Below are 25,401 nucleotides of genomic sequence, written 5' to 3' on the forward strand. Positions count from 1 at the left end.
ATAATAAATGAGGCTGTATACTGTTTTGCATCAGGGCGCTACAGAGGTGAAACCATTGAAGAAAAAGAAATCAGGATGTTTAGCCGGAGCTGGCTGTTTGTCTTTTTTTGTGTTTGTTCCCTTGATCATTTTCTTTGCCATCTCCGGTCTGGAACAATTAAAATGGCTTCCTCTTGACACTGAATCTAATATTCTTGAAAGATTAAAAGATTACAAGCCTCTTGTTGAAGAAGAACTCGATGAACAGGGTCTTTCACAATACACCGCTCTTTTATTGGGCATGATGTATCAAGAGTCAAAAGGCAGAGGCGGTGATCCGATGCAGTCGTCGGAATCTCTCGGTATGAAGCGAAATGAGATTGACGATCCAAAAGCAAGCATTAAGCAAGGTGTGCGCCATTTTACAGCAATGTATAAAAAGGGACAGAAAAAAGGTGTCGATATTGAAACGATCATCCAAAGCTATAACATGGGATCGGGTTATATCGACTATGTCTCAAAACACGGCGGAAAGCACTCAGAGAAGCTGGCAAAGGCATTTTCCGAAGAACAAGTCAAAAAGAACCCCGACCTGTATAATTGCGGCGGAGATACAAACAATTTCCGCTACCCTTATTGCTACGGGGATTACTCTTACTCGGAAAAAGTAATGGAACGCACAAAAAAAGTCGAAGAACATATCGAAGGATTAACACTTGAACATTGACAAAACGGCAGGCCGGGTGATTTTTCGCCCGGCTTGTCCTGTTTTAGAGGAGCGAACGTAAGCATCGCCTGCAGCCGCATGCCATGCTTGTCATCAGTTCGCGTATTCCTCTTAACGCTTTGGTCAATCCTTCTACTCCAAAAAACCGCCTTCTTTCAGCATTTCTTTTACTTCCTCTTTTGAGATTAAAAAGTCTTTTGAGCTCAAGTGATCTGTTTCTAAACGCTGACAACCCGCATACTTTTTATGAAGTTCAGGCATTTTGATTGCAGGAAGCACCACCGCGAGGTCATCTGTAAATGAAACAGCATGCTGCCGTTCATGAGGTGAAATCAGCAGTTCATGAAGCTTTTCCCCCGGCCTTGCCCCTGTTTCTGCGATGGCCGTTTTGTCGTTTCCGTAAGCTTCGATCAGCACTTCAGCCATGTCTAAAATTCTGCAGGCCGGCGAATTCATAATGAAAATTTCCCCGCCTTGACCGCTTTCAGCCGCTTTTAATAAAAGCTGGATCGTTTTTTCCTTCGTGAGGAAGAAACGGGTCATTCTTTTGTCTGTGATGGCGACCTGGTTCTTTTCCCTGATCTGGTCTTTAAAAAGCTGAAGAACGCTTCCGCTGCTTCCGAGCACATTTCCTCCCCTTACACAAATAAAACCCGTGTCTGAATACAGATGGTTTGCGTATACGATCAGCTTCTCGCCGATCGCTTTCGTCATTCCGTAGAAGTTGGCAGGGTCAGCCGCTTTGTCAGTCGAGACGTTGATGACTTTTTTTACGCCGTTTTCGATCGCTGCTTCAATGACGTTTTCCGTCCCCGTGACATTCGTTTTTAATGCTTCGAGCGGCTGTTCTTCACAAACCGGCACATGCTTCAGCGCTGCTAAATGGAAGACATAGTCGACACCTTTTAATCCTGTATTCAGCGCTTTCCGATCTCTGATATCCCCGATGAAAAACGTCAATCTCGGATCTTCAATCTGCCTTCTCATTTGAACTTGTCTTTCTTCATTTCTGGAAAATATAATGAGCTTTTTAGGGTTTAAGGATAGCAGCTGAAGTATGAGTTCCTGGCCCCATGAGCCTGTTCCTCCAGTAATGAATATCGTTTTATTTTCAAACATTTCTTTTCCTCCTCTGGTAAACTCCAAAAAAATCCGGTTTAAACGAGAGTGATTCCTTGAAACAACGATGCCCATAGATCATTGTTTGACTCCCATATCTCTTTGTCCGGCAGTTCAACAGTGCAAGTCTTTTCTAATGGCCAATTTTTCTCTACAATCCCATCCACCTTCGAGTGCCTCACCAGAAGTACGTTAAAGTCATGCTGAACCAAATCTGACAAAACAAGTTCAAGTTCCTGTGCTTCTTCAAAGCTGCCTTCTCCTTCTGTCCTGACAAATAGGATGCGATTGCCTGTTGAAACTTTCTTCAGAAAGCGGTTAATCCTTCTGTTGTACTTCTCCATCACTTCAGGATAAGTGATCAATTGATCAAGCGTATTTTGATCCGCGTCAAAATCGTGAACAGAGCCAATGTTATAAAAGTCATCTGAAACATAGATAGTAGATCCCTCTTCTTTTTTTTCACCTGTATTATAGCCAATGACTCTGATATTTTTAGAATCCATAAAGCCGGTAAAGCGATTTCTAAGAAGCCGATTGAGATCTGAGAGAGAATTCGTGGTAACCCAGTCCAGAGGGCCTGCAAACGGCCTTAAATCATTATTTCTCAGCTGAATGGCCGCTAAACAAAGATGTCCCAGACTAAAGACGGCATCATATTGACCTTTAATGTCTTTTAAATTCATCTATCTAACACCTCATCGTTCCCCTCCTATTTTATGTTCTTCATTAATAGGAAAAAGATATACTGCTGATAGTATTGTATGCCTCGTAACGGAAAAAGGTAAAAGACAGCTACCTACTGCATTTAATTTCAATTTGAAATAATAAGAATACAAAAAAATAAAAAGCCTTCGGATTGCGAAGGCTTTTTATTTTTAATTGTTTTCACTTTCATTACGATTTTCTTGAACTGCTTTAAGCACCTTTACAGTTTCGGGGCTTGGGATTGTGTGGTCTTCGGGCAGTGATTCTGTAAGTGTTTCTACAACTGACCGTTCCAAACTTTCAGTAGAGCTAGTAACCGTATTATTGTCAGTCGACTCTTTAAACGTTTCTAAAGACTCTGTCGTTTCGGGATCAGACACTCTGACTTCTTTACGCACTGACTCGATGATTTCCTCTAAAACATTGCGATCAATTCCTTGAGCTGCAGCCCCTAGAATATCTTTTAAAACTTTATTATTATTCTCCAAAATGCTGCTATTCATATCTTCAAAAATATCTTTTAGCTCTGCTATTAAAGGTTTAAGGCTCTCATCGACTGATTCACTCACATCTGTATCTGATTCTGAGGATGCCGTTGAGCTATCTTGCGTCTGACTATTCCGCTCTTCGGTGAATTCGACCAGCAGATCCACATATTTTGCCCACCATTCAGCATCTATTTCTTTATTTAAACCCTCAAACAAGTGATTAATAATTAAAGATTTCATTCAATTTCACTCCTTATTTCTCATTTTGATAAATATCAAGGACCCTAGTGACGGCTTCATCCATATCCCAATGCTTCCTAGCAAACTCCCTGGCGTTATTCCCCAATTGATTTCTAAAATCATCGTCTTCCAGCAATCGTTCTAAACTATTTGCCAGTGCATTCACATCTCCCTTTGACACGATAAGGCCGGTCACTTCATGCTCTACCATTTCCGGCAAACCTCCCGCATCACTGACAATTGCAGGAACCCCGGCAATTTGAGCTTCAATTAAAGATAAAGGCTGGTTATCCAAAAGACTTGGAAGAACATATATATCAGCGAGGGATAACAAGTAAGGCACATCTTTCCGATTTCTCAGAAATTCGACGCTATCATCAAGCCCCTGCTGCTCGCTTTGAATTCTGAGTCCAGCGAGCTTTTCCCCTTCTCCTGCCAGCCAGCATACCCAATCGTCTCGACGGTTTTTTAATAGAGCTAGTGATTCAATTAAGTGATGTATACCTTTATTTTCAATCATTCTTCCGGTAAAAAGGATCACTTTCTTATCTGTTAAAGGCATATCAGCTGCCTTTGTGTTCATCCGTCCCAGAAATCCGTCAATATCATAGCCGTACTGAGAAACAAGGATTTTTTCTTCCGGCACTTCAAATTCTTCTGTCAAAATATCTTTAAGCCAGTTGTTTGCAACAATCGCCGTATCGCCAGACATCGCACCTATTGTTTCTAGGTGGTCAAAATATGCCTTTGCAACATAGGAAGTCGACGATCTGTGGATGGTGTTGAGCTGATCTCTGATTTCATATGCGACACTGCCGTGAAGCGACGTGACAAGCAATTGATCTTTAGGCATAACACGCTTGATACATGTACTTGAAATGATATCCTGCGCATGAATTAGATCATATTTGTCAAGTCCCAAATAGGCAGCGCCCAGCTCATAGACATAACGCTGAAGCTCAGTATAGCTGACCAATTGATTTGCGTATATTTCCGGATACTTCTCTTCGCTCATCATCGCTTTAACTAATGGAAGCAGCTCATCTTTTTTGACGCTGCGGTTTTCATCTACGATATGAACGATACTGCTCTCTTCTCCATATCCGAGCAAATCCACTTCATGTCCTAAGGACTCCAGCTTTTCTTTTAATTGCTCCATATATGTCCATACACCACCTACATGGGGTATATTCCAATAAGTGGCAAGCAAAATTTTCATATCCATCTCCCTTTTTCATTTCTATAAAAAGCTCTAATTATTTATATTCCTATTTCCATATCTTGTGTAGACGATCATCTATTTCAGGATATATTTTTGTACCAGAGGAAAATCGCTTTTAAAAGAGAAGAATGTTGCGGGAACAAAAAAAAGCCGGATTCTCCGGCTTTTAATAGTATGGGGAAATCATCATATAGACGAGAACACCTGTCAGGCTGACATACAGCCAAAGCGGCATCGTCCAGCGGGCGATTTTGCGGTGGCGTTCCACCTGCATGCTCAGGCCTCTGAACAGCGTAAACAGTGCCAAGGGAACGATTAATGCCGACAAGACAATGTGTGTGATCAAAATAAAAAAGTAGATTGGTCTTATGATCCCTTCCCCGCCAAAATGAGTGTCAGGCATCAAGGAATGATAAGTTAAGTATGAAACGAGAAAGATGAACGTTGTCGTAAAAGCGGCAAAAATAAACCGTTTGTGCGCTTTAATGTTTTTCTGTTTAATCATGATCAGTGCAGCCACTAGAAAAATGAATGTGAAGCTGTTGCAGACAGCGTTCAAAAGCGGCAGAAAAGTCAAATCCAAATGAGCGAATTTGTCGCTTTTCGGCATGAAAAACAAGAGGGCAATGACGCCGTTTATCATAATCGTCAGAGCAACCACAATGCCTGTGTAGTTTTTATTTTTTTGTTTATGAGTCATATCGGGCAATCTCTCCTATTTGTGCAAGCTATCAAAATCGTATTCAAATTCAGGAGGAATGTCAACGTTTTCGGCTTTTCGTCAGAATTTAGTCACAGAATATACAAAAATTCCCCTCCTCTTAAACGAGGAAGGGAACACAGGCGGATGCCTTAGAAATTCATAGCATCTTGAGCCATTAATTTTTCGAATTCTTCTTCAGTTACGATATCTTCTTTATTCGGTTTATGCTCAAACTTTACGTCACCATCGATATTTTTGTAAGTCGTAGATGCCGTGATGCCGAAAGATTGAGGGGCTTTTTTGCTGTCAACAGACAAAGAGATATCCGCATTTTCAGTCAGAAGATTTTCTTTATCATCAATTGTCGATGTCACATCAAATTTTTTGAATGTAACGTCTTTCAGTCCGTCTTTAATCTTGTTCAGCTCGCTCTTCGGAACAGCTTCTCCGCTCGCTTTTCCGGCGATTTCGATGAACTTGACGACCGCAGCTTTAATTTCTTTGTCACTAAAGCTGAAAGCGACTTTTTGAGAAGCACCCTGCTCTTTTTCTTTATCCGTCAGATCAGCTTTTTCAAACTTATCTGCAGGCAGATTGTCCGCAGCTTCTTTGATGGATTCCATCAATTGTTTTTGAAGTTCATCCGTGTCTTGAGATGAAGTTTTGTCATCTTCAAGCGGGAATTCTAGGTATTTGCCTTTGACGCTGTCAAAATTCATGCCGGCTGTTCCAAGGAACAAGCCGAAGCTGTCGAGAACGCTGTCAATTTTGATGTAGCCGACTTGTTTCTTTTCGTCCATATAAACCGGGATATCGAAATCAAGCGACATGTTTTGGACTTTCAGCTTCGCTTTAATGACAGCCTCAGACTGCTTCGTTTCAGCATTTGTTTTTCCGCTGATCGTTAATGTTGCATCGTTCAGCATATCAGCGACTTGCTTATCTTCCGCTCCAAGGTTGGATGCGTCAACTTTCAAGCCGATATCACTTGAAAATTCGTATGATTTCGCAGAAATCAGCTTTTTATAAGCTGCTGCGTAAGATCCTTTTGGATCAGCCTGCTGACATGCAGCTAATACAAGAACAAAAGCTGACATCAGCATCAATAGAGAAAAAATTCTTTTCTTCAAAATCGTACGCTCCTTTTGTCATGATTTTTCTGGGATTTAAGAGGATCAATTGTCTCGTATCCTAGGTAAATGTACCAGAAGTCATAAGAATTCTATCACAAAAAAATCGGAGAATGTGAAAAATTTGTTTAAAATTACATTAAAATTTAATTCTAGCAACCCATTTGCAAATTGCCGTTCTTTTTACTATAATCGAAAACTGTATGTTTTAATAGAAAGGAGCAAGTTATATGATAACGGATGAAGAACTGCAAAAAGACAGCTCCGGCTTGCAGAAGGAATTGAACGACCTGCAATTTCAACTGTTTCGGATGCGTGAAAATATGAAGGGTATCTCCAAAGATTCGCGAGTGCTCGGTATTGATCAATCGAAAGACGATGAATGGATGATTGTCCATTCGATTGATGATGGCCGGACATGCAAGATCATGTTAAGCGATTGCCAGTCGCCGTACCGCGGGAGGTGTGATTTTTCTCTTGTCGCTTCCTACACAGAAGAAAAACGCGCGATCCATATCGGGGATATTAAAGGACCGGCAGGCTACGGGTATGGTTCAATCTGTATGAAGTATTTAAAAGAAAAAGCCCGCGAGCATAACATTCCGGTCATCACTGGGGACATCGCTGAAAGGGATTGGGACCATGTGGACCGGCTGATCCATTTTTATGAAAAGCACCATTTTGAAGTAACGATCGATCCCAGTTCAAAATCCGGCGAAATTCAGTGGCAGGATCTTTAAGGTAAAATAGAGGCAAATAACGCAAAAGGACAAAACATATTAAGGCAGAGGATGAATGCACATCCCCTGCCTTTTTTATTTGGCAAGACCCCAAGGCGAAAATAACAGATAAATGCAGGCCATCAGGCAAATTACAAGAACAGAAGCAAGTTTGGCATACTTCCATGGCTGCAAATCAACTTTTGCATTTTTCTCAAGCTTGAATTCCGACCGCCTTGGCTTTAATTTTCCGATGAAAAGCATCAAGAGGACGGAAAACGGAAACAGAACGGCCAATATATAGAGAAAATGAATATGGCCGAAATAGAATTTTGAGATGGTATACAACACAATGTGTGCAAATATCGCCCATTTCACGGCAAGCGCCGGCACTTTTTTTGTAAAGAATCCAACGACGACGGCAGCCAATACAGGGACATTGAAAAATCCGAACATTTCCTGCAGATAATTGTAAAGGCCAGACGGTGCAAACAGAATAAAAGGTGCGATGATAATCGATACCGCGGCCAGGATCACCACAAAGACCCTTCCCGTTTTCACAAGCTCTTCCTCTTTTGCCTCAGGCTTGAAGAGCGGTTTGTACAAATCCAATGTAAACAAGGTGATCGTGCTGTTCAACGAACCGTTAAATGAGCTGAGAATCGCTCCGAATAAAATCGCGGCAAAGACGCCGATAAGTGCAGTCGGCAGCAAATCAACGATCAGCTTAGGATAAACGGTGTCAGCGTTTTGAATATGGCCTCCGTAAAGATGATAAGCAATAACGCCGGGAAGAACGAGATAAAACACACCGATCGTTTTAAATACACCGGCCAGCAATGCGCCTTTCTGCCCTTCAGCCAAGTTTTTGGCCCCGAGCGCCCGCTGAACGATCGACTGATTAACAGCCCAATAAAATAAGTTGTTCACAAGCAGTCCCGTAAAAATCGTCGGCCACGGGACTTCTGCGGCGTTGTCCGCTGTAATGGCATTCAGCTTTTCCTTATGTACACTCGTCAGCTCCGTATAGCCGTTCAAGAGGCTGCCATCGCCTATTGCCATGATTCCGAGCACAAAGATGAACAGACCGCCAACAATTAAACCGACGCCATAAATGGCATCAGCCGAGGCCGCAGCTTTGAGTCCCCCGAAAAATATGTAGCAGCAGCTTGCGGCCCCGATCACAAGCGAGATTAAAAAAACAGTCGTAAACGTATTGATTCCGAGCGCAGATGAAATGTTGAACACTTGATCGAGAACGAGCGCCCCGGAGTACAAAACGGTTGGCAGAAACGAGGTCGCATATCCCAGAAGCAGAAGGATCGAGACGATTTGCCGCGTTCTTTGATCATAGCGCTTTTCAAGAAAGTCGGGTATTGTCGTGACTCCGGAACTGAGATACCTCGGTAAAAAGACAAATGCCAGCATAATGAGCGCAAGCGGTGCTGTAACTTCCCAAGCCATGGCACTCATCGTTCCCGAATAACTTTGTCCGTTTAACCCAACCATTTGTTCCGTCGACAAATTGGTTAAAAGCAGCGAACTTCCGATATAGAGAGCAGTGAGGCTGCGCCCGCCGAGAAAATAACCGTCTGACGTTTTCAAATTAATATCTTTTGTCCTCAGATAAGAAAAAATAAAAATCCCTGCATTAATCAATAAAAATGTCATGATAATCCAAAGCAATACTTCTACATCTCCTTTTTAGATCAGCTGATATGTATTTATCTATTGAACTACCCATTTGCCGATCTAAAAAAACATCAAAATAGAAAAAAAGATGCAGAAAACAGAAAAAAGACACTGATCATCTTCCATGGTCAGTGTCCATCAATGGTAAACCTATTATTTTAAAACTTTTACTTTAACCGTTTTAACGCCCCAGTTTTTTGCTGCGGATTTGCTCGGAACAAACACGTCGATTTTGTTCCCTTTGATCGCACCGCCGGTGTCGGCAGCAGTCGCTTCTCCGTAGCCTTCAACATACACCTTGGATCCAAGCGGGATCACGTTTGGATCAACCGCAATAATCTTGGCGTTTTTATTGGCGTTCAGATCAAAACCCGTAGCTGTCACGCCTGTCATTCCACCGTCATTGGCAGTGTATGCCGTCGCGGTAACCGTCAGTTCTTTGGCAGCGCTTTGAGAATCGTTTGAACGGGAAGCCGTTTCTTTTTCCTGCTTAGGTGCAGGCGCAGCTTGCTCAACTTTTGCTTCTTTCTGTACGGCAGGCTTTGTTTCTGCAGGCTGCGCAGCAGCAGCTTGAACCGTCGCCTGTCCGTCAACAGTTATGGATGTATTCGGGTAAATGATATCTGATTTTATGTTGTTCCAATTTTTAAGGTCGTTCACGGAAACGCCGAATTGTTGGGCGATTTTCCAGAGAGTGTCTCCCTTTTTAATGGTATATTGTTTCTTTTCTTCTGTCTGTTTTTCAGAAACGTTCAGCTTTTGTCCTGGAATAATCAAGTCTGAGGAAAGCTGATTCCATTCTTTTAAGTCCTGCAGATTTACCCCTTGTTTTTGCGAGATTCCCCAAAGGGTGTCACCTTTTTGGACTGTTACTTCTTTTGCAGAGGCACTCGCTCCGAATGCAGTTGAAGATAATGCTGCAACTGCAACAAAGGACATAAACGTCTTCTTCATAAGTAAATCCTCCCTTGTTAGCTTTTTATTGTCCGGCTAACAGGAGCAATCGTAACATATGAAAATGTCAAATCAATAACAAAACAATTTGTTTTTGATTACAGTTATTTTACGAGAACGATTTTCAGCCGCCCGAAAATCGGCCGAAATTCAGATGTATCAAGGGTTTCAATCTTTTTCTTACTGCAATAGGAGATTTACTAAAAATTTTTTTTACATATGATGATTTTGGGTTTTTATGCTTCTTTCTCAGTTTTATAGGCTTGAAGCTCCTGTAGAAATACAGCTCCGTATTTTACTCTTTTTTGTTCTCCCACTCCTTTGACTGACAATAGTTCTTCGTCTGTCAGAGGGACTTTCCCGCTCATTTCCCGCAGCGTTTCGTCAGAGAATACAACAAAAGGAGGCACGCCTTGTTCCTGGGCAAGCTTTCTGCGCAGCACCCTTAACCGTTCAAACAATTCGTCATCTTTAACGATTTGATTTGTTTGCATTTTTTCTTTGCGCATCACCGCTTCCCGGCCGAGCAAAACGTTTCGCCCCTTGTTGGCGACAAAAAGAACAGGATATGTTCCGTCGGACATCTGGATGTACTCATCTGCGATTAAAAACTCTATAAAATCGCTGATGTCGGCAATAGACCGGTTCTTTAAAATTCCGTAAGTCGATAATTGCTGGAAGCCGTTTTCGACCACTTTCTTATTTTTCGAACCTGCCAAAACTTGCGCCACCATGGTTTTCCCGAATCTTTCTCCCATGCGGATGATGCAGGACAGTACCATCTGTGCTTCCTTCGTCACATCGTTGATGCTGCGGGTGTCGAGACAGCTGCCGCACCTGCCGCAGTCTTCAGTCGGAACTTCGCCAAAATAAGAAAGAATAAACCGTTCAAGACAGCCCTCAGTATGGCAAAAGTCAACCATTTGCCTCAGCTTTTTCACGTCTTGTGCCCGAATGTCTTCATCTTCTGTCGACTGTTCGATTAAAAACCGCTGAAGCCGGATGTCCTGAGGAGAAAATAGCAGGATGCACTCGCTGTCAAGACCGTCGCGTCCGGCTCGTCCTGCCTCCTGATAGTAGCTCTCCATGTTCTTTGGAAGTTGAGCATGAATCACATAACGGATATTGGATTTATCGATGCCCATTCCGAACGCTGAGGTCGCTGTCATCACACTGATCTCGTCATTTAAAAAGAGATCCTGCTGCCGGTCCCTTTCTTCATCATTCATCCCGCCGTGATAGCACCCGGCCGCTATTCCTTTTTGAGAGAGGCGGCTTGATATTCTTTCGGCTTCCTTTCTTGTCGCTGTATAGATAATTCCCGCCTCTGAGCGGTTTTTCTCCACATATGATTCAATAAAACGATCCTTGTTTTCGCCTTTTAAAATTTTAAACGTCAAATTATCCCGTGAAAAACCGGTGAAAACCGTGTTCTCTTTTTCGATCCCGAGCTGTGTGCAAATATCCTCATGAACCTCGGGCGTTGCGGTAGCCGTCAAAGCCAATACGACCGGACGGGTGCCGAGGCTATTTAAAAAGCCTTCAATATGTCTGTAGCTCGGCCTGAAATCGTGGCCCCACTGTGAAATGCAATGAGCTTCATCAATCGCTGCCAGCGGGATATGAAGGTGGGAAATCACGCGAATAAATTCGGGAGACGTCAGCCGCTCAGGTGTGACATAAAACAGCTTGTAGCCGCCTTCCTTTAAAACGGAAAGCCGCTCAGCGATTTCGCCATGGCCTAAAGAACTGTTCACGTACGCAGCTTGAATTCCAAGCTGATTTAAAGCATCCACCTGGTCCTTCATCAAGGAAATTAAAGGAGAGATCACAATGGTTGTCCCCTCCATAAGGAGCGCGGGAATTTGGTAGCAGATTGATTTGCCTCCGCCCGTCGGCATAATGCAAGCTGTATCTCGTTTTTCAGAAACGACCGATTGAATGGCTTTCTTCTGCCCCGGACGCAGTGAAGGATAGCCATAATAGTGCTGCAATAATGCTTCAGCTTTCTCTAGCATATAAATGAAACCCTCTCTTATCATAAACTTCTTCCTGTCCCCCATGATATCATATTTCAACCGGCAATCAGTCTCTCCCCGTAAAATCGTCTAATCGATAAAGAAAATTCATTTTTAGCTCAAATGCAAAAAACTCCGGCGCTGATGTAAAGCGTCAGAGTATCAAATGAATAGGTTCGCCGTTCATTAAATCCCGGTCTGTTGTTCAGCTAATAACCGCAAGCGCTTCGCTTCCTCCAGGCAAAGCGTTTTGTATGCCAAGGCTCCGGTAATGCTCGCTCCGTCCGATGCATCCCGGCGCAGAGCGGAAAGCTCTGATAGCACAGATGCCGCGTCATCTTTTATAACTCCGCGGTCATGCAGCATTTGAATCAACTCATCGCCTTCAAGGCGGATCGCATCTTGATCAAATGTTGAGGCTGTTTCCCGCAGAACATTGTGAACATCAGACCAAGCGCTTTCGATCATGTTTTCCCCTGCCGATGCTGACCGTACAGATGTTAGTCCCGATAACCTTTTTTCCCGTACGGAGACGAGTTCCTGAAGCCTTTTGTCAAACTCCAATTCAAAATCCTTGTATTTCAGTTTGATCAATTCCTTCATCCGTTCGGACAAAGGCTCCTTTAGCAGCAAAACGCAAATCATCAAGGTAGCTGGCCATGCCAATGATTGAACCATCGCAGAAACAAATTCAAGCCAATCCATAAAATCAGCCTCCGTTTCAAAAGGAAAGTTGTTTTGTGAAAGACCAGGTGGTAATGTTGAATCGAAAGGAAAATTTTGTGCATTAAGGGGTGTGGTTTACCATGTGGATCATCATCATACTGATGATCATATTGATCGGATTTGCAGGAAACATCGTTGCCATGTTGCGAACGCTTGTCAAGCAGAATGATAGAATCATCAGCCTCTTTGAGAATGAAATCAACAAAAAACATTAGACAAATGCTCAGGAAGTGGAGAAATCACAGAAGATACAAACGAACTGAAAAACAACCTATCTTCCTTATTCGGAGACAAACAAGGAACCGATCATTGGCCGTATTGAGAGACGGCTTCTTTTTTATGTGGTTTAAGATGCCGCTGGATCGGTTTACAACTATATTAAATTGAATAGTCAGATTAGTAAATATGAGTAAAGTCCTCACCTCTCTAACCGATACACATGTTAAGGAGGTGGTTATGTTGGATATTGCTGTTTTATCAATGGCCATGAGTCAGGCCGCTCTTTATCAAAACGTGCAAATGTCGCTGACAAAGACGGCTTTGGACACCGCCGAACAAAGCGCACAGCAGCTCGTAGACATGGTGCAGGCCCCACATCCCGTTTCAGGACATCATATTGACCTGAAAGGTTAAGGCCGAAACATACATTCAGCAGGCTGCGAAGTCTGCCGGATGTATGTTTTCCCGAAGAAATTTTCGAAAAAACCGCTGCAACCTCTTTATTTTTTCAGGTTTTTGTACTATAATATTGTTCTGTGTCCCAGTAGCTCAGGTGGATAGAGCAACAGCCTCCTAAGCTGTGTGTCGGGAGTTCGAATCTCTCCTGGGACGTTTTAAATGTAAAGAGGCAAACCCTTGGTACGTAAGGGTTTGCCTCTTTTGTTAATTTCCGTGTTGTTGTTCCTTTAAAATAAAGTTGATCAAAAACATCATTGGAACCCACATATTATAGAAAGAACCCGTTTTGAAAAAAAGATTAATCAAAACGGATTCTTATCCAACGAATTTAAGTTTCGGTTTTATAAAAAAGTTTGAACATTTTCTGGTTACTTTTGCGAAAGATAATTTCACGATTTACTTGGTTAAATTAAAGCTTTGCTCAATTAAGTTATAAACTTCTTCTTCTGAATCTATACGTTCTAAAACAAGTGATATCCAATTTTCCTTATCCATATGATATCCAGGTAAAATACTCTTTCCATTTCTTAAACTGCCACTTATTTCGGGAGGGCATTTTAAATTCAGAATATCTATTTCGTCATTTCCATCTAATCCTAACTTTTCTGGAAAAACATTCATTACAAGACCAAACCATTTTTCGTTAGATTCATGTCTTAAAGCGGCATAGTTTGGATATTTTTGAAATGGGTAATCTGGCGATGTCCCGAATTTTTCTTTGACGTGCTTAAAGATATCTTCTCTTGTTAACATACTGAATCATTCCTCCAACAACTTAAATAGATTTTCGGCATTTGCCGATCCAGATGGAACAATGGTGAATTTAATTCACTGTTAAATTCGTATGTCCTCCTGTAAATGTTTCTCTATTTTATGTATTTTATCATCCATCTTAGCCTTCGGTACATTACCTTCTTTCAATTCCTAACCAAGTTCCTTTTCAAGCTCTTCTTGCGATTTTTTCTCTTTCGGTTTTTCCTTTTCTGACGCATCACTCGATTGGCTGCACGCAGAATGCGCAAACCCGATCATCAAGACAAACAATAGAATAAGACTTTTTTCAAGGCTGTTCCCCCATCTAAAGTAATCGATTTTTATATTTCCCCTTTTCTTAACAGGTAAGAAAGCAACGATTATTTCTATCTCATTCATCACAAACTTACTTCTTCCTAGTATTTGAACATTTTTAAATAGTTCATTAAACCTTTTCACCAAAAAACCCGAGCTGGCAGCAGCCGGCTCGGGCGGGTGGTCAATCCCTCTTATTCATTCCCCTTTTCTCTCGGGGTTCCTGATGATGTTTTTGATGCTCTGGAGGCTGAGTCGTGCGTTCCAGCTCCTTTGTATCTTGTCCCATTCCTTTTAAAAAGGAGAAAAGCAGTGTAACTGCTTTGTTGATTTCCGGGTCTTTGAGCGAACGAATGATATCAAAATAACCTGTTTTCTCTTCGCTGTCCTTCTGTTCCACCGCGTTTGCCACACCCGCATTCACTTTCAAAATGAGAGGTTCCAGCTTCTTTACATCCAGCATGCCAAGCGTACCGAACAGAAGAAGCAGATTTTTCAGTGTATTGGCCGTTTCCTCTGTATCTGCCTTTTTCACTAAGATGTCAAGAACTTTATCTCCTTGGCCAAAAAGGCCGCGGAGCAATGGCAAAACACCACGCTCGTTCATGTGGCCAATCATATGCAGCGTTTCAAGAATGGCTTCCTTATTTTCGACTAATGCATCTTCTATTTCTTTCATATCACGCTTTCTCTGATCCTCTTCGGTTATCTCGATTTTCTGAATTCGTTTAATCGCTTTAGCCATTATGCCCAATCCCCCTTTTCACAGCGTCGCCAGGGAAAATATAATCCTTCCGCGCCCATTTCTTTTGTACCTGCACACCGATTTGCGGCTGCGGATTGCCGTTGCGGTGATTGATCTTAGGCAGCGGATTGCTTCCGTCGTGCTTCAAAATTTCCATCTTGGCTGATGTTTCTTTGTATGCAGGCGTATCGGTATCCTTATCAGCATGGCTGCCTGTTAACAGGTTGATCGCTGCTGCCCCTGAATCGTTCATTGGCAGATACACTTCCTTCCCTTTGACACGATCAGTGATCAAGCACTTCACTTTGACATTTCCGAAAGGCGATGTGAGTCTGACAAGGGTTCCGTCCTGAATCCCTCTTTCTGCCGCGAGTTCAGGAGAAATTTCTAAGAACACTTCCGGTGTTTTCTTCGAAATGCCTTTTGATTTGTAGGTCAGGTTCCCTTCGTGGAAATGCTCCAAAAGCCGCCCATTGTTGACGTGTATATCATATTCCTCACCGAACTCTTCAGGTTCTGTCCACTGAACAGGATAGAGAATGGCTTTGCCGTCTGGGAATAGGAAGCGCTCAGTAAAAAGTAAAGGCGAATCCTTTCCATCAGCGCTTACAGGCCATTGCAGGGAGTTGTAGCCTTCAAGGCGCTCATAGGTGACGCCGGCATAAATCGGCGACAGCATGGCTGCTTCCTCCATAATGTCCCCAGGGTGCTCATAGTGCCAGTCAGCACCGAGCTTATTGGCAACCTCCATAATAATCTGCCAGTCCGGCTTTGATTCACCCAGCGGTTCAAACACCTGATATAGCCGCTGAATCCGGCGTTCTGTGTTTGTAAAGGTTCCCTCTTTTTCAAGGCTCGGGCTCGCAGGAAGAACAACATCAGCAAACTCGGCTGTACGTGAAAGGAAAATATCCTGCACCACAAAGAAATCAAGCTTTTCATATGCGGCGTGTACATGATTGATATTGGAATCGACCAGACCCATTTCTTCGCCTTTTACATACATCGCTTTCAGCTGGCCGGAATGGATTTTTTCGATCATTTCGTGGTTGGTCATGCCCGGCTCCTTCGGCAGCGGCACACCCCACGCCCGCTCGTATTTTTGGCGGACTTGTTCGTCCGTCACTTTTTCATACCCCGGCATTCTGTCAGGCATGCTTCCGAAGTCACTTGCTCCCTGCACGTTGTTATGGCCGCGCAATGGGTAAGAGCCTGCTCCCGGTTTTCCGTAGTTTCCTGTCACAAGCAGCAGATTAGAAATTGCTGTGCTCGTGTCACTTCCGCCAATATGCTGTGTCACCCCCATTGCCCACAATGCGCATACACTGTCAGCCTGACCAATCATCTCTGCCATTTGGATGAGGGTTTCTTGATCAATTCCGGTTTTCTCCTCGGCATATTCAAGGGTATACGGCGTGAGGCTTTTCACATATTCGTCCCGTCCGTTCACTCTTTCCTGCAAAAAGCGTTCATCGGCCTTGCCGTTTTCAATTAAATATTTGGCGATCGCATTCAGCCAGACGATATCTGATCCGGCACGCGGCTGGACAAATAAATCAGAGCGCTCTGCCATTTCGTGTTTTCTGATATCCGCTACGATCACTTTCTGCCCTCTCAGCTTATGAGCCCGTTTAATGCGAGTGGACAAGACCGGATGCGACTCAGAAGTGTTCGAACCGATAATCAACACAAGGTCCGCTTCCGCGATATCTGTAATCGACCCTGAGTCACCGCCATAGCCGACTGTCCGGAACAGGCCGGCAGTTGCAGGAGATTGGCAATAGCGCGAACAGTTGTCGACATTATTTGTGCCAATGATCCCTCTCGCCAGCTTTTGCATGAGGTAGGATTCTTCGTTTGTACATTTAGAAGATGTAATAAAGGCAAGTGAATCCGGGCCAAACTCCTCTTTTAAATCCGTGAACTTGCTGGCGATCAGCGTTAACGCCTCCTCCCATTCCGCTTCACGGAAATGGTCTCCTTCGCGGATCAGCGGCTTTGTCAAGCGCTCCTCGCTATTGACGAAATCCCAGCCGAACTTTCCTTTTACACAAGTAGAAATGCCGTTGGCCGGTGCTTCCTCCTGCGGCTCAACTTTCAGAATGTCTCTGCCCTTTGTCCAGACATCAAAGCTGCAGCCGACGCCGCAATAGGTGCAGACGGTTTTCGTTTTTTTGATTCGCTCATCACGCATGGCGGATTCCATATCAGAAATGGCGAGAATCGAGCCGTAACCTGTCTCTACACCTTTCGTGATCTCAATCATCGGACGCAGTGTTTCGTTATTGATGCCTGTTAAATATCCGGCTTCCCCCTCCATTCCTTTTTCCATCATCGCGTTACATGGACAGACGGTAGAACAGTGGCCGCATGATACACAAGATGACTCATTGATCGGCACATCATTATCCCAAATGACGCGCGGGCGTTTTCGCTCCCAGTCAATGGTCAGCGTTTCAGTCACCTGAACGTCCTGGCACGCTTCGACACAACGGCCGCACAAAATACATTGATCTGGATCATACCGGTAAAACGGATGAGATTCATCCTTATGGTAAGGCTTCTGGTCAAACGGGATGCTTTGGTGATTGACTTTCATTTCTTTCACCGTATTATGTATTTCGCATCCCCCGTTGTTGTAATCGCATACTGTACAATAAAGCTCATGATTATATAAAATCTTGTCCATCCCGATGACCTGCGCTTTTTTCACATCAGACGAAAGCGTATCAATGACGTCGCCATCCTTTAATTCAGCGGAGCACGACCTCTTCAGCTCGCCATTGATGCTGACGATGCACGTATCGCATGTTTCAATCGGCCCTAAGCTTGGATGATAGCAAACTTGCGGCACTTCAATTGAACTGTTATTCAAAAGCTGCAGCACCGTCTGTTCCTCAGACGCTTCCATTTCAACGCCGTTTATTGTGATTTTTTTCTGTTCAGCCATCTCCATTCCCCTTTCTTGCTTGTGTATATACCGAATTACCCATTTCTCTTCCCTTACAAGGGATCAATAAAACATACAAAGCGCACTCACATGTTGTATTGCATCATCACCGGGAAACGAGAGGGTAGATGAAAATGGAGGGTTCAGCATGAAAAAAACAATGTCTGTTCTAACCGCGGCAGCAGCACTGACAGGCTCTCTTTCCTGCTTTGGGGCGGCGTCCTTTTCAACACCGGCAAACGCCGTAACTCAAACAACCTCGCTCTCTGAAAACACAAACCAATCAGCCACCGCGTGTTCCGGTAAAATCATTGACACCCATTTGATACTTCCTCTGATTTTTTTACAAATGTGCTACCGGCATCCAGCACTTTTTCATTACAATTGCCAGCTCGCAAGATCTTCCTGTTTTTGATGAGCTTTTCTTGCCCCAGTTTCATATCGATTATCCGGGAGGGGGCGGCTCTTTTATCATAATGCCTGGTGAGCCCTTCTAAACCCCTTTTGGGACGGCTTATTTTAAAAGGAAGATTACGATGAGAAACCTGGAGATTATCAAAAAGGCAGAAATGACGTTTGCTCTTGCTTAAAAGCGCTGGTCTTATGATTCCGGCTCAAGTATCAAAGTAATCAAGCTCAGAAATCCTGAGAAGAGGTTTCTGGACTGTGTATCATAAGAGCTGGTCTGAAGGAAATTGAAACCTAACATTATTTAATTCGTATCTATAGTAATTTGAACATTATAGGGAGTGTTAAATTGAAGATTGCACTATGGATTATCGCCGGTATAATAATTTCTCTTGGTTTAGTAATAGCAATCGGTATTCTCATGTTTCGGAGGGAAATAAAAAAGTTAAATCCTGAGTATATTGTACAGTTTGTTAAAGCAAAATCAGGTAGCGGAAATGTCTCATTATCCATAAAGCACAATGATGAGAATTGGATTGATGTTAACGTAAACGAGCAACTCCCTCTGGCAAGTACTGTAAAAATCATCTTAGCCATTGAATATGCTCAACAAGCAGCAGCAGGAAAAGTCGATCCGCAAAAAGAAGTAAGGTTAAAGGAATTAGAGAATTTCTATATTCCGAAAACAGACGGCGGTGCACATAGGGCTTGGATTACTCAATTGAAAAAAGGCACAGAGATAGATCGTGTTCCATTATGTGAGGTAGTCAACGGGATGATTGCTTACAGTTCTAATGCAAATACTGAATACTTAATTGAGGTGTTGGGGCTTCAAAACATCAATCAAGTCCCAAAGAGCTTAGATATGTTGAAGCATGAGCCTATGTATCCCATTGTAAGTGCACTCTATATACCTGCCCAACTGATGAATGAAAAGAACTTATCGAAAAAAGAAGTCCTAGAAGTAATGAAAAACATGGACATGCATGAATACCGTAATAAAGCGGTTGAAATTCATAATAGATGGCTGAGCCAGCCACTAACTGATCAAGAAAAAAAACAATTAAGAAAAGCTTTGGACAAGGATTTTCAAAAAATTTGGTCCGACCGTTTGCCTCGATCAACGACTAGAGACTATGTATCCATTATGAAAAAACTAAACAGCAAAGTATATTTTAGTGCAGATGTATATCAATATCTCGATCCTGTTATGGAACAAATAATGAGAAATCAAAACAATCGTGAATGGCTTGTTCATGCGGGACAAAAGGGAGGATCTACTGCGTTTATTCTTACAATTGCAATATATGCGACAGATAAAGATCGAAACCATACAGAAATTGCATTTTTTGCAGATGATTTAACTGCATTCGAGAAAGCAAAACTTTCTCGAAATTTGAATGGGTTCCTGTTGAAATTTCTAAAAGACTCTAATTTCCGCGCCCATATCAAAAAAGAATTATCTAATTTAGATTTGCCTGGTTCACTTTCATGACTATCCCCCATTGGAATACCGCGCTCGCGCTGCCGTATTTGGCCAAAATATAATTTCAATTCTTGGTTTCTCGAAATCAATAATTATATCTCCTGTGACTCGTCTGGCGTCGATTCTGATTCTTTTTCAATAAGTCTCGATCGGGTTCAATTTGTTATTAAGCAAATTCTCAATCTTTTCAATTCATATTCCTCTCATTGGCTTCTGCCAGACGAGAGCTGCATGAGCCGTTGTATTTTGATTTAAATTAGACACAGAAATCTTACGACCGTCTTTTTCTACTGGTGTTTTGTACTTTGCTTAAAAAAAGAAGTTTTTCAGTAAATTAAAAAGCCTTTTTTCTTCATTGGCAGAAGGAAAAAGGCTTCTCTTTTTTTCAGCGGTCGCGGCCATTGAATACCCGGTAATGTCACCTTTTTTGACAGCTCATTCAAGGCTTATGCGACGAGAACTCATGCTTCTTTTTTGACTTTGAAATCGGCCGGCGCGACCTAGGATTCCACTGCTTCACCGACGATGTTGCTTGTCGATCTGCCGTTTTCATGCAGAATATCTATTACATGTGAAGGGTCACTACACTTCAGTGCAGTTGATGACACCAACTCGCCAACAGGTTTTCATAAATGTATATGGCGGGGAAGAAACATCTCTTCTGAATTAATTAAGGGATTTTAGGCAGATCACTGTCTTCCTCGAATTCCATTTATTCAGTTTTCAATTTTCTTCTTTCTGTCAATTGCAATTTTATACAATAATGTACAAGTGCTTGTTCATCATGTTCACTCATCTTGATAAATTCAACTGTCATGATCTGTTTGTTTGTTCTGCGATCTATGAAAGTGCGTTTGACTTGAGCATGAGCGTCAATCACAGTTTCATCATGCCCCTCACTTGGTAGATGGATACTTAGATTCAAGTCCTCTTCTGGTTCGTGTTTTTGCGTCTCTTCAATGATTAACGCAGCGCCTCCAGCACTGATATTTGCTGTATATGTTTTAAACATTGAGCCAGATCCATATGGGCGAACAGTGACAGGAATCGTTGTATTTACTCTAAAAAATTGCCGTCTTTGAATTTTTGTCATTTGATCTTCTTCAGGTAAATACATATTTAATACAGGTATATCCTGATAGATCTCTCGGCCTTGTATTACACTATTAAATTTATAAGGGACTTGTTGCTCATTTATAAAATGAACTGTTGCTACTGTATTTGTTGGAATAATAACAGTTCTCCCCGTTTCTTCATCCACAGGATAATGCACTCTTAAAACATTTTCTTCAATGGATAATACTTTGCTTTTCGCAAGGACATATTCCTGAATTTCGTTTTCAAATTCTATTGTTATAATATTTCCTAAAGATAACAATGGACATCACTCTTTCAATTCTACTTAATCATTATATCGGTACTATGACACATAATTTAAAAAAAGAAAAGAAGAAGGCATTCAAAGACTTATAATATCAACGGGATCTTACCGCCCTGTGATGACGATCACGTGCAATACTGCATAGAATCCATTCGCTTCTCCTGTGACCATGATGACCTTCATCATCATTCGATACATCATTTGATCAGGGATAGGTGTGTCTCCCATTCCGGCGTTAAAAAAGCGACCGCAGGCCCTCCTTCTTGGACTCAATATTCACGTTCGTTTTTCTTGTCTCTATCATATGACAAAGTGGAATAGAAAAAGTCCCCCATTTTATCCCCCTTTTTGTCGGATTTTTATCGGATTGGAACATAAAAAAGCACTCAATCAGAGATTAAGTGCTTGAATATATTAAATTATTCTTCATCGTCCCACTCTTCGTCTTCTTCCCAGTTTTCTTTAGACTCCTTCAGGTCTTCCATGAAAAACTCTAGAAAATTATTTGCAACAACATCTCCGTAACCTGCGTCATTAGCCCATACAATTACAGGACACTCTCCGTCTTCCATTTTATTTGTATCGAGGCAATAGGAGAACTCATCAACATACTCTATTACAACTATCCCATCGGGTAAATCATAATATTTCCTATAGTCCTCAGTTTGCTCTACAACATAGGCCCCCTCAAGGTCATATCCGATTATTTCCACACCGAAAATTCCACCTGAGCCATAGTTTTTTAAAAACCATTTATAACTTTCGGGAAGAACAACATTGAGGTGATGCTCGATATCAGCTATCTTAGCTTCACTCACGCCACCTGTAAAATCATCCTCTTCTGCATATTTTTCAATGAAATTTTGAACTTTTGAGTAATCCATTTTATACACCTACCAAATTTAATTTTCAAACTGTTCTGCTCTCCATTTCCAATACCTTTTTCTAAAGTTGTTATATTGTAGCCGGAGTTCTTTATCGTTCCTAAAACTCTCGCCACCTTTTTTCAAACCGTGTAGAACTTTAAAATTGTTCTGATGTACTGAGGAAGGGATTTCAACCATTGGACCTGGCTCTTCTTGAATTAAATGATGAAGGTTGACTAGTGTTCCATCTTTAGCATAAGGGGCATTTCCTTTTTTCATTCGCTGAAGGTTGGTTTTCCCTTTTCGGTCCTTTTGGTTTATGTCAATATCCTTAAGTGTATAAACTCTTCGGTTAATATTCTTGTTTTTTCCGGCTGCATTTACTTCCCCTTCTATTTCTACTGCGCCAAATCTTTCTTTATTTAACCAAGGTACATTTATATTTTTTCCTGAAAACGGTTTTCTGCTTATATCAGAAACTTTCTTCGCAAACTGAATAAGACTGTCTTTTATATGCTCCCCATTAAGCGCATGATAAGGAACTTTACCCCCGCCTGCAAGCTGAATTTGCTGCGCAAAAGGGTTGTGTATTTGAATCCCTTTTATGTTTGAAGCAACCCTTTGCATCGATTTCTTGAAAGACGCTAGGCTTTTTTCCAAAGCTTGTTTCGATACTTTTTTAGAAGCTTTAGTTGCTTTGGCAGCGACTTGCCCTACCTTCCCCGCTTTGGCAGCTTTTGCTGCTTTGTCAACGCCTTTAGAGCCAACAATCGATGTACCGACCATTCCAATGGCATAGCTAAACCATCTGGCTTGGGTGTAAGAATCACCATTGACGACATCTCGTTGATACGAGTCTTCAATTCCTTTTTTCATAATATTGAATGTGACATCAGGATGATGAAGCGTAAAGTTAATGCCCTCAATCGTTTCGTCTGCGTGAACGACCATGTCCCATAGGCCTACAGCAGTGTCGACAACTGCATTTTTGAGTCCTTCAGCGCTTCCTTTAATTGCGTTGCCAAAATTTCGAGCGCCTTCAATTTGATTGAAATACCGCTGTTGCCGAGGGGAAAGGTTTTCGTAGCCAATTTCCGTGGCCATCTCATAAAACTCTGAAGCTGTTGAAAAATTGTAATCATCAAGCTTCTTCTTTAGTTTAGCGATTTTATTATCCTGTTTGCTAACCTCGCTAACTTCTTTTTCAAGCTTTGATCTCTTATCCAGCTTATCCAACATGACGCCCATCGCTGTGTCTTGGCCCCCGCGCAAAGCATCCATCTCATCCGGTTTTAAAATCGAACCTTTTTGATAGCCGGTAATTTCAATTTTAGGCCCTGTGTACATTTTTTCAAGCCGGCTTATGTATCTTTGCATCGTTTCCAGGTCGTTTTCAGCGGTTTTAAGAGCGCTTGTCTGTTCGCGGTCAAAAGCATGCAGCTTTTCAATTGTCTGATTGATTTCCTTTAAGGCTTTCCTGTTCTGTTCGTGAAAATCGCTGTCATTCAAATCAGGCAAATCGACAATATGACTGACCTTCGCGATCGTGGCGTTTGTTTTAGATACCAAACGCTTCGTTGTGCGGTCGGCTGCATTCACCCCTTGTTCCAGCTCGTGTTCGAGAAAGGTTTGCGATATAAATCCGTTGTGATTCGGTTCCAAGGAATTCAGTGCTTGTTTGATTTTTTTCAATGCTGACTGATATTCCTCAATAAAAGTTTCGTAAAACTGAAGGAACGGGGTGTGGCACTCTTTATAAAAGTTGCGGATCGCATCGCCGCCTTTTCCTTTTAAAGCATCATTAAGCGATGTGATGGCTTCAACGCTTTTTTTGACTGTGACGATTTCGTCTGATTGGTGTTTTAATTGTTCCAGCGTTTGATCAATGGCTTTGTGCAACGCCTGAACATCCAGAGTCTTCATGGCATTCTCCTCTATTTTGTTTTCATCGATGAAGCCAGCTGTTTGTCGGTGTCCATCATTGCGTCAACTGCCGATTCCGTTTGGGCGACTTGTTTTGAGAAGGCAGAGGCATAGGAAGAAGCGATCATATTGATCGTCTGATTCAATTCCTCTATCTTCTTCGTCGTATCAAGGTGATTCCGGCCCTTGATATCTGTCGGAACCGACGCATTCATTGAATGGCTGGAGTGCTTCAATTTAGAAAGCGCTTGTTTGGCTTCTCCGGTATTTACTTTTATTTCTTGACCCATTTTTCATTTACTCCTTATTTCGCGCTTCTCGCTTCGCGTTCTCTATCTTTTTCTCTAAAGAACGGACTTCTTGGCTGAGCGAATGAATATCTTCTTGTAAAGATTTGATTCGTTCATCGATTTTACTTAAAACATCAGAAAGCTGTTTTCCGCTGATGTCATTGTAGGCAGTCTTCATTAGGTCTCGAATACGGTCAAAGGAGTCAGCAAGGCTGCCTTGCCACGTATGAGACGACAACTGTGGTTCTGTGATCGTCTTTTTGGAGTCAGAGAACTCTGTTTTGTCTTTTTCTAGCTCTTTGCGGCAGGCTTTCAGCTCTGCCAAAAATTCTTTCTTCATCGATAAATCAACTTTCATGATATCTAAAGCCAGCGTTTCTCCCAGGATTGAACCAATCATTTGCAACACCTCGCTTCCCGAAAAATGCATGACAAAAGTAATGACCAACTAAGAGTTTACCACTATACGGAAAGAAATTGGTGAATAAATCCTTTCAATCCAACAAAATGAATCTTAAAGATCAGGTCAATAAACCTATTCTTTAATTGAAAGTTTGAAGCGCATGAAAAAAAGCCGCTAATTAAACGGCTGCAAAAAGATAATTCAAAACTTATTTTTAAGCTAAACAACAAAATCATGACTGGGTGCGCTTGTGATGTTTCTTGAAGCTGTGTTCATCTCATCGTTGTTCGAAAAATGACTGAGAAAGCCGAGTCCTATTATCATAATCCCTAAACCGATCTTCATTTTAAACTTCATACAAATAGCCCTTAATTTGCTTTTGAGCATAGATCAATGATGAGACTATCCTTTGTTTTCGAGATCAGTTAGAATGGCAAGACCATTTCTTCTTCTTTACAAGTGTTTATCAATGGTTGTTGAGTTTACTAAAAAACGAATTTCATGAATTATGACATACTTCTGTAACTTTAGTGATAAATGAATGAGTAAATCCAAAATTCATCACTAACGTTTAGGGCAAGCTGACATTTTTACAACTAGGAATATTTATGGGCATGTTTTATGAGAAGCATATATAATATAAACTGCTACACATTTAATAACTTAGGAAAAAGGCGATAAACACAGTCCTGATACCAGGGTTGCGGATTTTTTAATCCACCCCTGCGTTTAAAAACATTATTTCATGATCAAATTTTCAGTCGTTTTATGTACCAAA

General features: G+C 42.0%; 23 protein-coding genes, 1 tRNA gene and 2 pseudogenes. 7 read left to right on the forward strand and 19 right to left on the reverse strand.

Translation table 11 applies throughout. The annotated features are described in order from the left end of the window. The first annotated feature begins 55 nt into the window (after window positions 1-55). A complete protein-coding gene (locus MKX80_RS10940; RefSeq protein ID WP_234111866.1) occupies window positions 56-706 on the forward strand; it encodes a lysozyme family protein in 651 nt (216 codons plus the stop codon). Between the two features lie 132 nt (window positions 707-838). Here the strand turns inward: MKX80_RS10940 and MKX80_RS10945 are convergent, their stop codons facing one another. The 6 genes from MKX80_RS10945 to MKX80_RS10970 all read right to left on the reverse strand — a co-directional run bounded on the left by MKX80_RS10945 (window position 839) and on the right by MKX80_RS10970 (window position 6,316). Next, a complete protein-coding gene (locus MKX80_RS10945) occupies window positions 839-1,825 on the reverse strand; it encodes a polysaccharide biosynthesis protein (RefSeq protein ID WP_154999782.1) in 987 nt (328 codons plus the stop codon). Window positions 1,826-1,863: 38 nt separating this feature from the next. Further along, window positions 1,864-2,511: a DUF1796 family putative cysteine peptidase gene (locus tag MKX80_RS10950; protein WP_234111867.1), complete on the reverse strand. Its 648-nt coding sequence runs from the start codon at window positions 2,509-2,511 to the stop codon at window positions 1,864-1,866. 192 nt (window positions 2,512-2,703) lie between these two features. Further along, window positions 2,704-3,261, reverse strand: a complete 558-nt coding sequence (locus tag MKX80_RS10955; protein WP_268311254.1) for a hypothetical protein — start codon at window positions 3,259-3,261, stop codon at window positions 2,704-2,706. Window positions 3,262-3,274: 13 nt separating this feature from the next. Continuing rightward, window positions 3,275-4,480 carry a glycosyltransferase family 4 protein gene (locus MKX80_RS10960; protein ID WP_154999779.1) on the reverse strand — a complete coding sequence of 402 codons (1,206 nt, stop codon included), beginning with the start codon at window positions 4,478-4,480 and terminating at the stop codon, window positions 3,275-3,277. A 169-nt stretch (window positions 4,481-4,649) separates the two neighbouring features. Next, the gene (locus MKX80_RS10965; protein WP_154999778.1) at window positions 4,650-5,183 is read right to left on the reverse strand and encodes a DUF420 domain-containing protein; all 534 of its coding nucleotides are present in this window, start codon (window positions 5,181-5,183) and stop codon (window positions 4,650-4,652) included. Between the two features lie 152 nt (window positions 5,184-5,335). Further along, window positions 5,336-6,316, reverse strand: a complete 981-nt coding sequence (locus MKX80_RS10970; protein WP_154999777.1) for a hypothetical protein — start codon at window positions 6,314-6,316, stop codon at window positions 5,336-5,338. A 230-nt stretch (window positions 6,317-6,546) separates the two neighbouring features. Here MKX80_RS10970 and MKX80_RS10975 point away from each other — a divergent pair, with 230 nt between their 5' ends. Continuing rightward, window positions 6,547-7,056, forward strand: coding sequence for a hypothetical protein (locus tag MKX80_RS10975; RefSeq protein WP_268343117.1), 510 nt, complete (start codon window positions 6,547-6,549; stop codon window positions 7,054-7,056). A 75-nt stretch (window positions 7,057-7,131) separates the two neighbouring features. Here the strand turns inward: MKX80_RS10975 and MKX80_RS10980 are convergent, their stop codons facing one another. From MKX80_RS10980 to MKX80_RS10995, 4 genes are all read right to left on the reverse strand, one after another. Then, window positions 7,132-8,721 (reverse strand): solute:sodium symporter family transporter, encoded by a 1,590-nt coding sequence (locus MKX80_RS10980; protein ID WP_154999775.1) that lies wholly within the window; start codon window positions 8,719-8,721, stop codon window positions 7,132-7,134. A gap of 159 nt (window positions 8,722-8,880) precedes the next feature. Further along, window positions 8,881-9,681 (reverse strand): 3D domain-containing protein, encoded by an 801-nt coding sequence (locus MKX80_RS10985; RefSeq protein WP_154999774.1) that lies wholly within the window; start codon window positions 9,679-9,681, stop codon window positions 8,881-8,883. A 236-nt stretch (window positions 9,682-9,917) separates the two neighbouring features. Then, window positions 9,918-11,699 (reverse strand): DNA helicase RecQ, encoded by a 1,782-nt coding sequence (recQ, locus tag MKX80_RS10990; protein WP_268343115.1) that lies wholly within the window; start codon window positions 11,697-11,699, stop codon window positions 9,918-9,920. A gap of 186 nt (window positions 11,700-11,885) precedes the next feature. Continuing rightward, on the reverse strand, window positions 11,886-12,404 hold the full coding sequence (locus MKX80_RS10995; protein ID WP_154999772.1) for a hypothetical protein: 519 nt from the start codon (window positions 12,402-12,404) through the stop codon (window positions 11,886-11,888). Window positions 12,405-12,505: 101 nt separating this feature from the next. On the opposite strand from MKX80_RS10995, the gene MKX80_RS11000 reads away from it, so the two are divergent. The 3 genes from MKX80_RS11000 (at window position 12,506) to MKX80_RS11010 (ending at window position 13,256) form a co-directional block, all read left to right on the forward strand. Further along, window positions 12,506-12,640: a hypothetical protein gene (locus MKX80_RS11000; RefSeq protein ID WP_255204346.1), complete on the forward strand. Its 135-nt coding sequence runs from the start codon at window positions 12,506-12,508 to the stop codon at window positions 12,638-12,640. Window positions 12,641-12,884: 244 nt separating this feature from the next. Further along, window positions 12,885-13,058 carry a YjfB family protein gene (locus tag MKX80_RS11005; RefSeq protein WP_011198037.1) on the forward strand — a complete coding sequence of 58 codons (174 nt, stop codon included), beginning with the start codon at window positions 12,885-12,887 and terminating at the stop codon, window positions 13,056-13,058. Between the two features lie 124 nt (window positions 13,059-13,182). Continuing rightward, a tRNA-Arg gene (locus tag MKX80_RS11010) sits at window positions 13,183-13,256 on the forward strand. A gap of 243 nt (window positions 13,257-13,499) precedes the next feature. Here the strand turns inward: MKX80_RS11010 and MKX80_RS11015 are convergent. From MKX80_RS11015 to fdhF, 4 genes and pseudogenes are all read right to left on the reverse strand, one after another. Then, the gene (locus MKX80_RS11015) at window positions 13,500-13,856 is read right to left on the reverse strand and encodes an MmcQ/YjbR family DNA-binding protein (RefSeq protein WP_268343380.1); all 357 of its coding nucleotides are present in this window, start codon (window positions 13,854-13,856) and stop codon (window positions 13,500-13,502) included. Between the two features lie 73 nt (window positions 13,857-13,929). Then, window positions 13,930-14,135 (reverse strand): annotated as a pseudogene (locus tag MKX80_RS11020) (DUF4352 domain-containing protein); the annotation flags it as partial. Between the two features lie 220 nt (window positions 14,136-14,355). Then, window positions 14,356-14,916, reverse strand: a complete 561-nt coding sequence (locus MKX80_RS11025) for a DUF1641 domain-containing protein (protein WP_154999770.1) — start codon at window positions 14,914-14,916, stop codon at window positions 14,356-14,358. Next, window positions 14,909-17,866 carry a formate dehydrogenase subunit alpha gene (fdhF, locus tag MKX80_RS11030; RefSeq protein ID WP_339226766.1) on the reverse strand — a complete coding sequence of 986 codons (2,958 nt, stop codon included), beginning with the start codon at window positions 17,864-17,866 and terminating at the stop codon, window positions 14,909-14,911. The genes MKX80_RS11025 and fdhF overlap by 8 nt, the downstream gene beginning before the upstream one ends. Before the next feature lie 148 nt (window positions 17,867-18,014). Here fdhF and MKX80_RS11035 point away from each other — a divergent pair. Further along, window positions 18,015-18,155 (forward strand): annotated as a pseudogene (locus MKX80_RS11035) (hypothetical protein); the annotation flags it as partial. 468 nt (window positions 18,156-18,623) lie between these two features. Next, complete coding sequence (locus MKX80_RS11040; protein WP_182070538.1) at window positions 18,624-19,769, forward strand: serine hydrolase; 1,146 nt, start codon at window positions 18,624-18,626, stop codon at window positions 19,767-19,769. Between the two features lie 703 nt (window positions 19,770-20,472). Here MKX80_RS11040 and MKX80_RS11045 read toward each other — a convergent pair. The 5 genes from MKX80_RS11045 to MKX80_RS11065 all read right to left on the reverse strand — a co-directional run bounded on the left by MKX80_RS11045 (window position 20,473) and on the right by MKX80_RS11065 (window position 24,620). Then, window positions 20,473-21,138: a PilZ domain-containing protein gene (locus MKX80_RS11045; RefSeq protein WP_268343397.1), complete on the reverse strand. Its 666-nt coding sequence runs from the start codon at window positions 21,136-21,138 to the stop codon at window positions 20,473-20,475. 422 nt (window positions 21,139-21,560) lie between these two features. After that, window positions 21,561-22,025, reverse strand: coding sequence for an SMI1/KNR4 family protein (locus MKX80_RS11050; protein WP_268343398.1), 465 nt, complete (start codon window positions 22,023-22,025; stop codon window positions 21,561-21,563). 18 nt (window positions 22,026-22,043) lie between these two features. Further along, entirely contained in the window at window positions 22,044-23,930 is a 1,887-nt protein-coding gene (locus tag MKX80_RS11055) for a T7SS effector LXG polymorphic toxin (RefSeq protein ID WP_339226770.1), read from the reverse strand. Window positions 23,931-23,941: 11 nt separating this feature from the next. Continuing rightward, window positions 23,942-24,220: a YwqI/YxiC family protein gene (locus MKX80_RS11060; protein ID WP_182070534.1), complete on the reverse strand. Its 279-nt coding sequence runs from the start codon at window positions 24,218-24,220 to the stop codon at window positions 23,942-23,944. 7 nt (window positions 24,221-24,227) lie between these two features. Then, the gene (locus MKX80_RS11065; RefSeq protein ID WP_176274627.1) at window positions 24,228-24,620 is read right to left on the reverse strand and encodes a DUF5082 family protein; all 393 of its coding nucleotides are present in this window, start codon (window positions 24,618-24,620) and stop codon (window positions 24,228-24,230) included. Window positions 24,621-25,401 lie beyond the last annotated feature (781 nt).

The organism is Bacillus sp. FSL K6-0972 (assembly GCF_037976035.1).
GTDB lineage: Bacteria > Bacillota > Bacilli > Bacillales > Bacillaceae > Bacillus > Bacillus haynesii.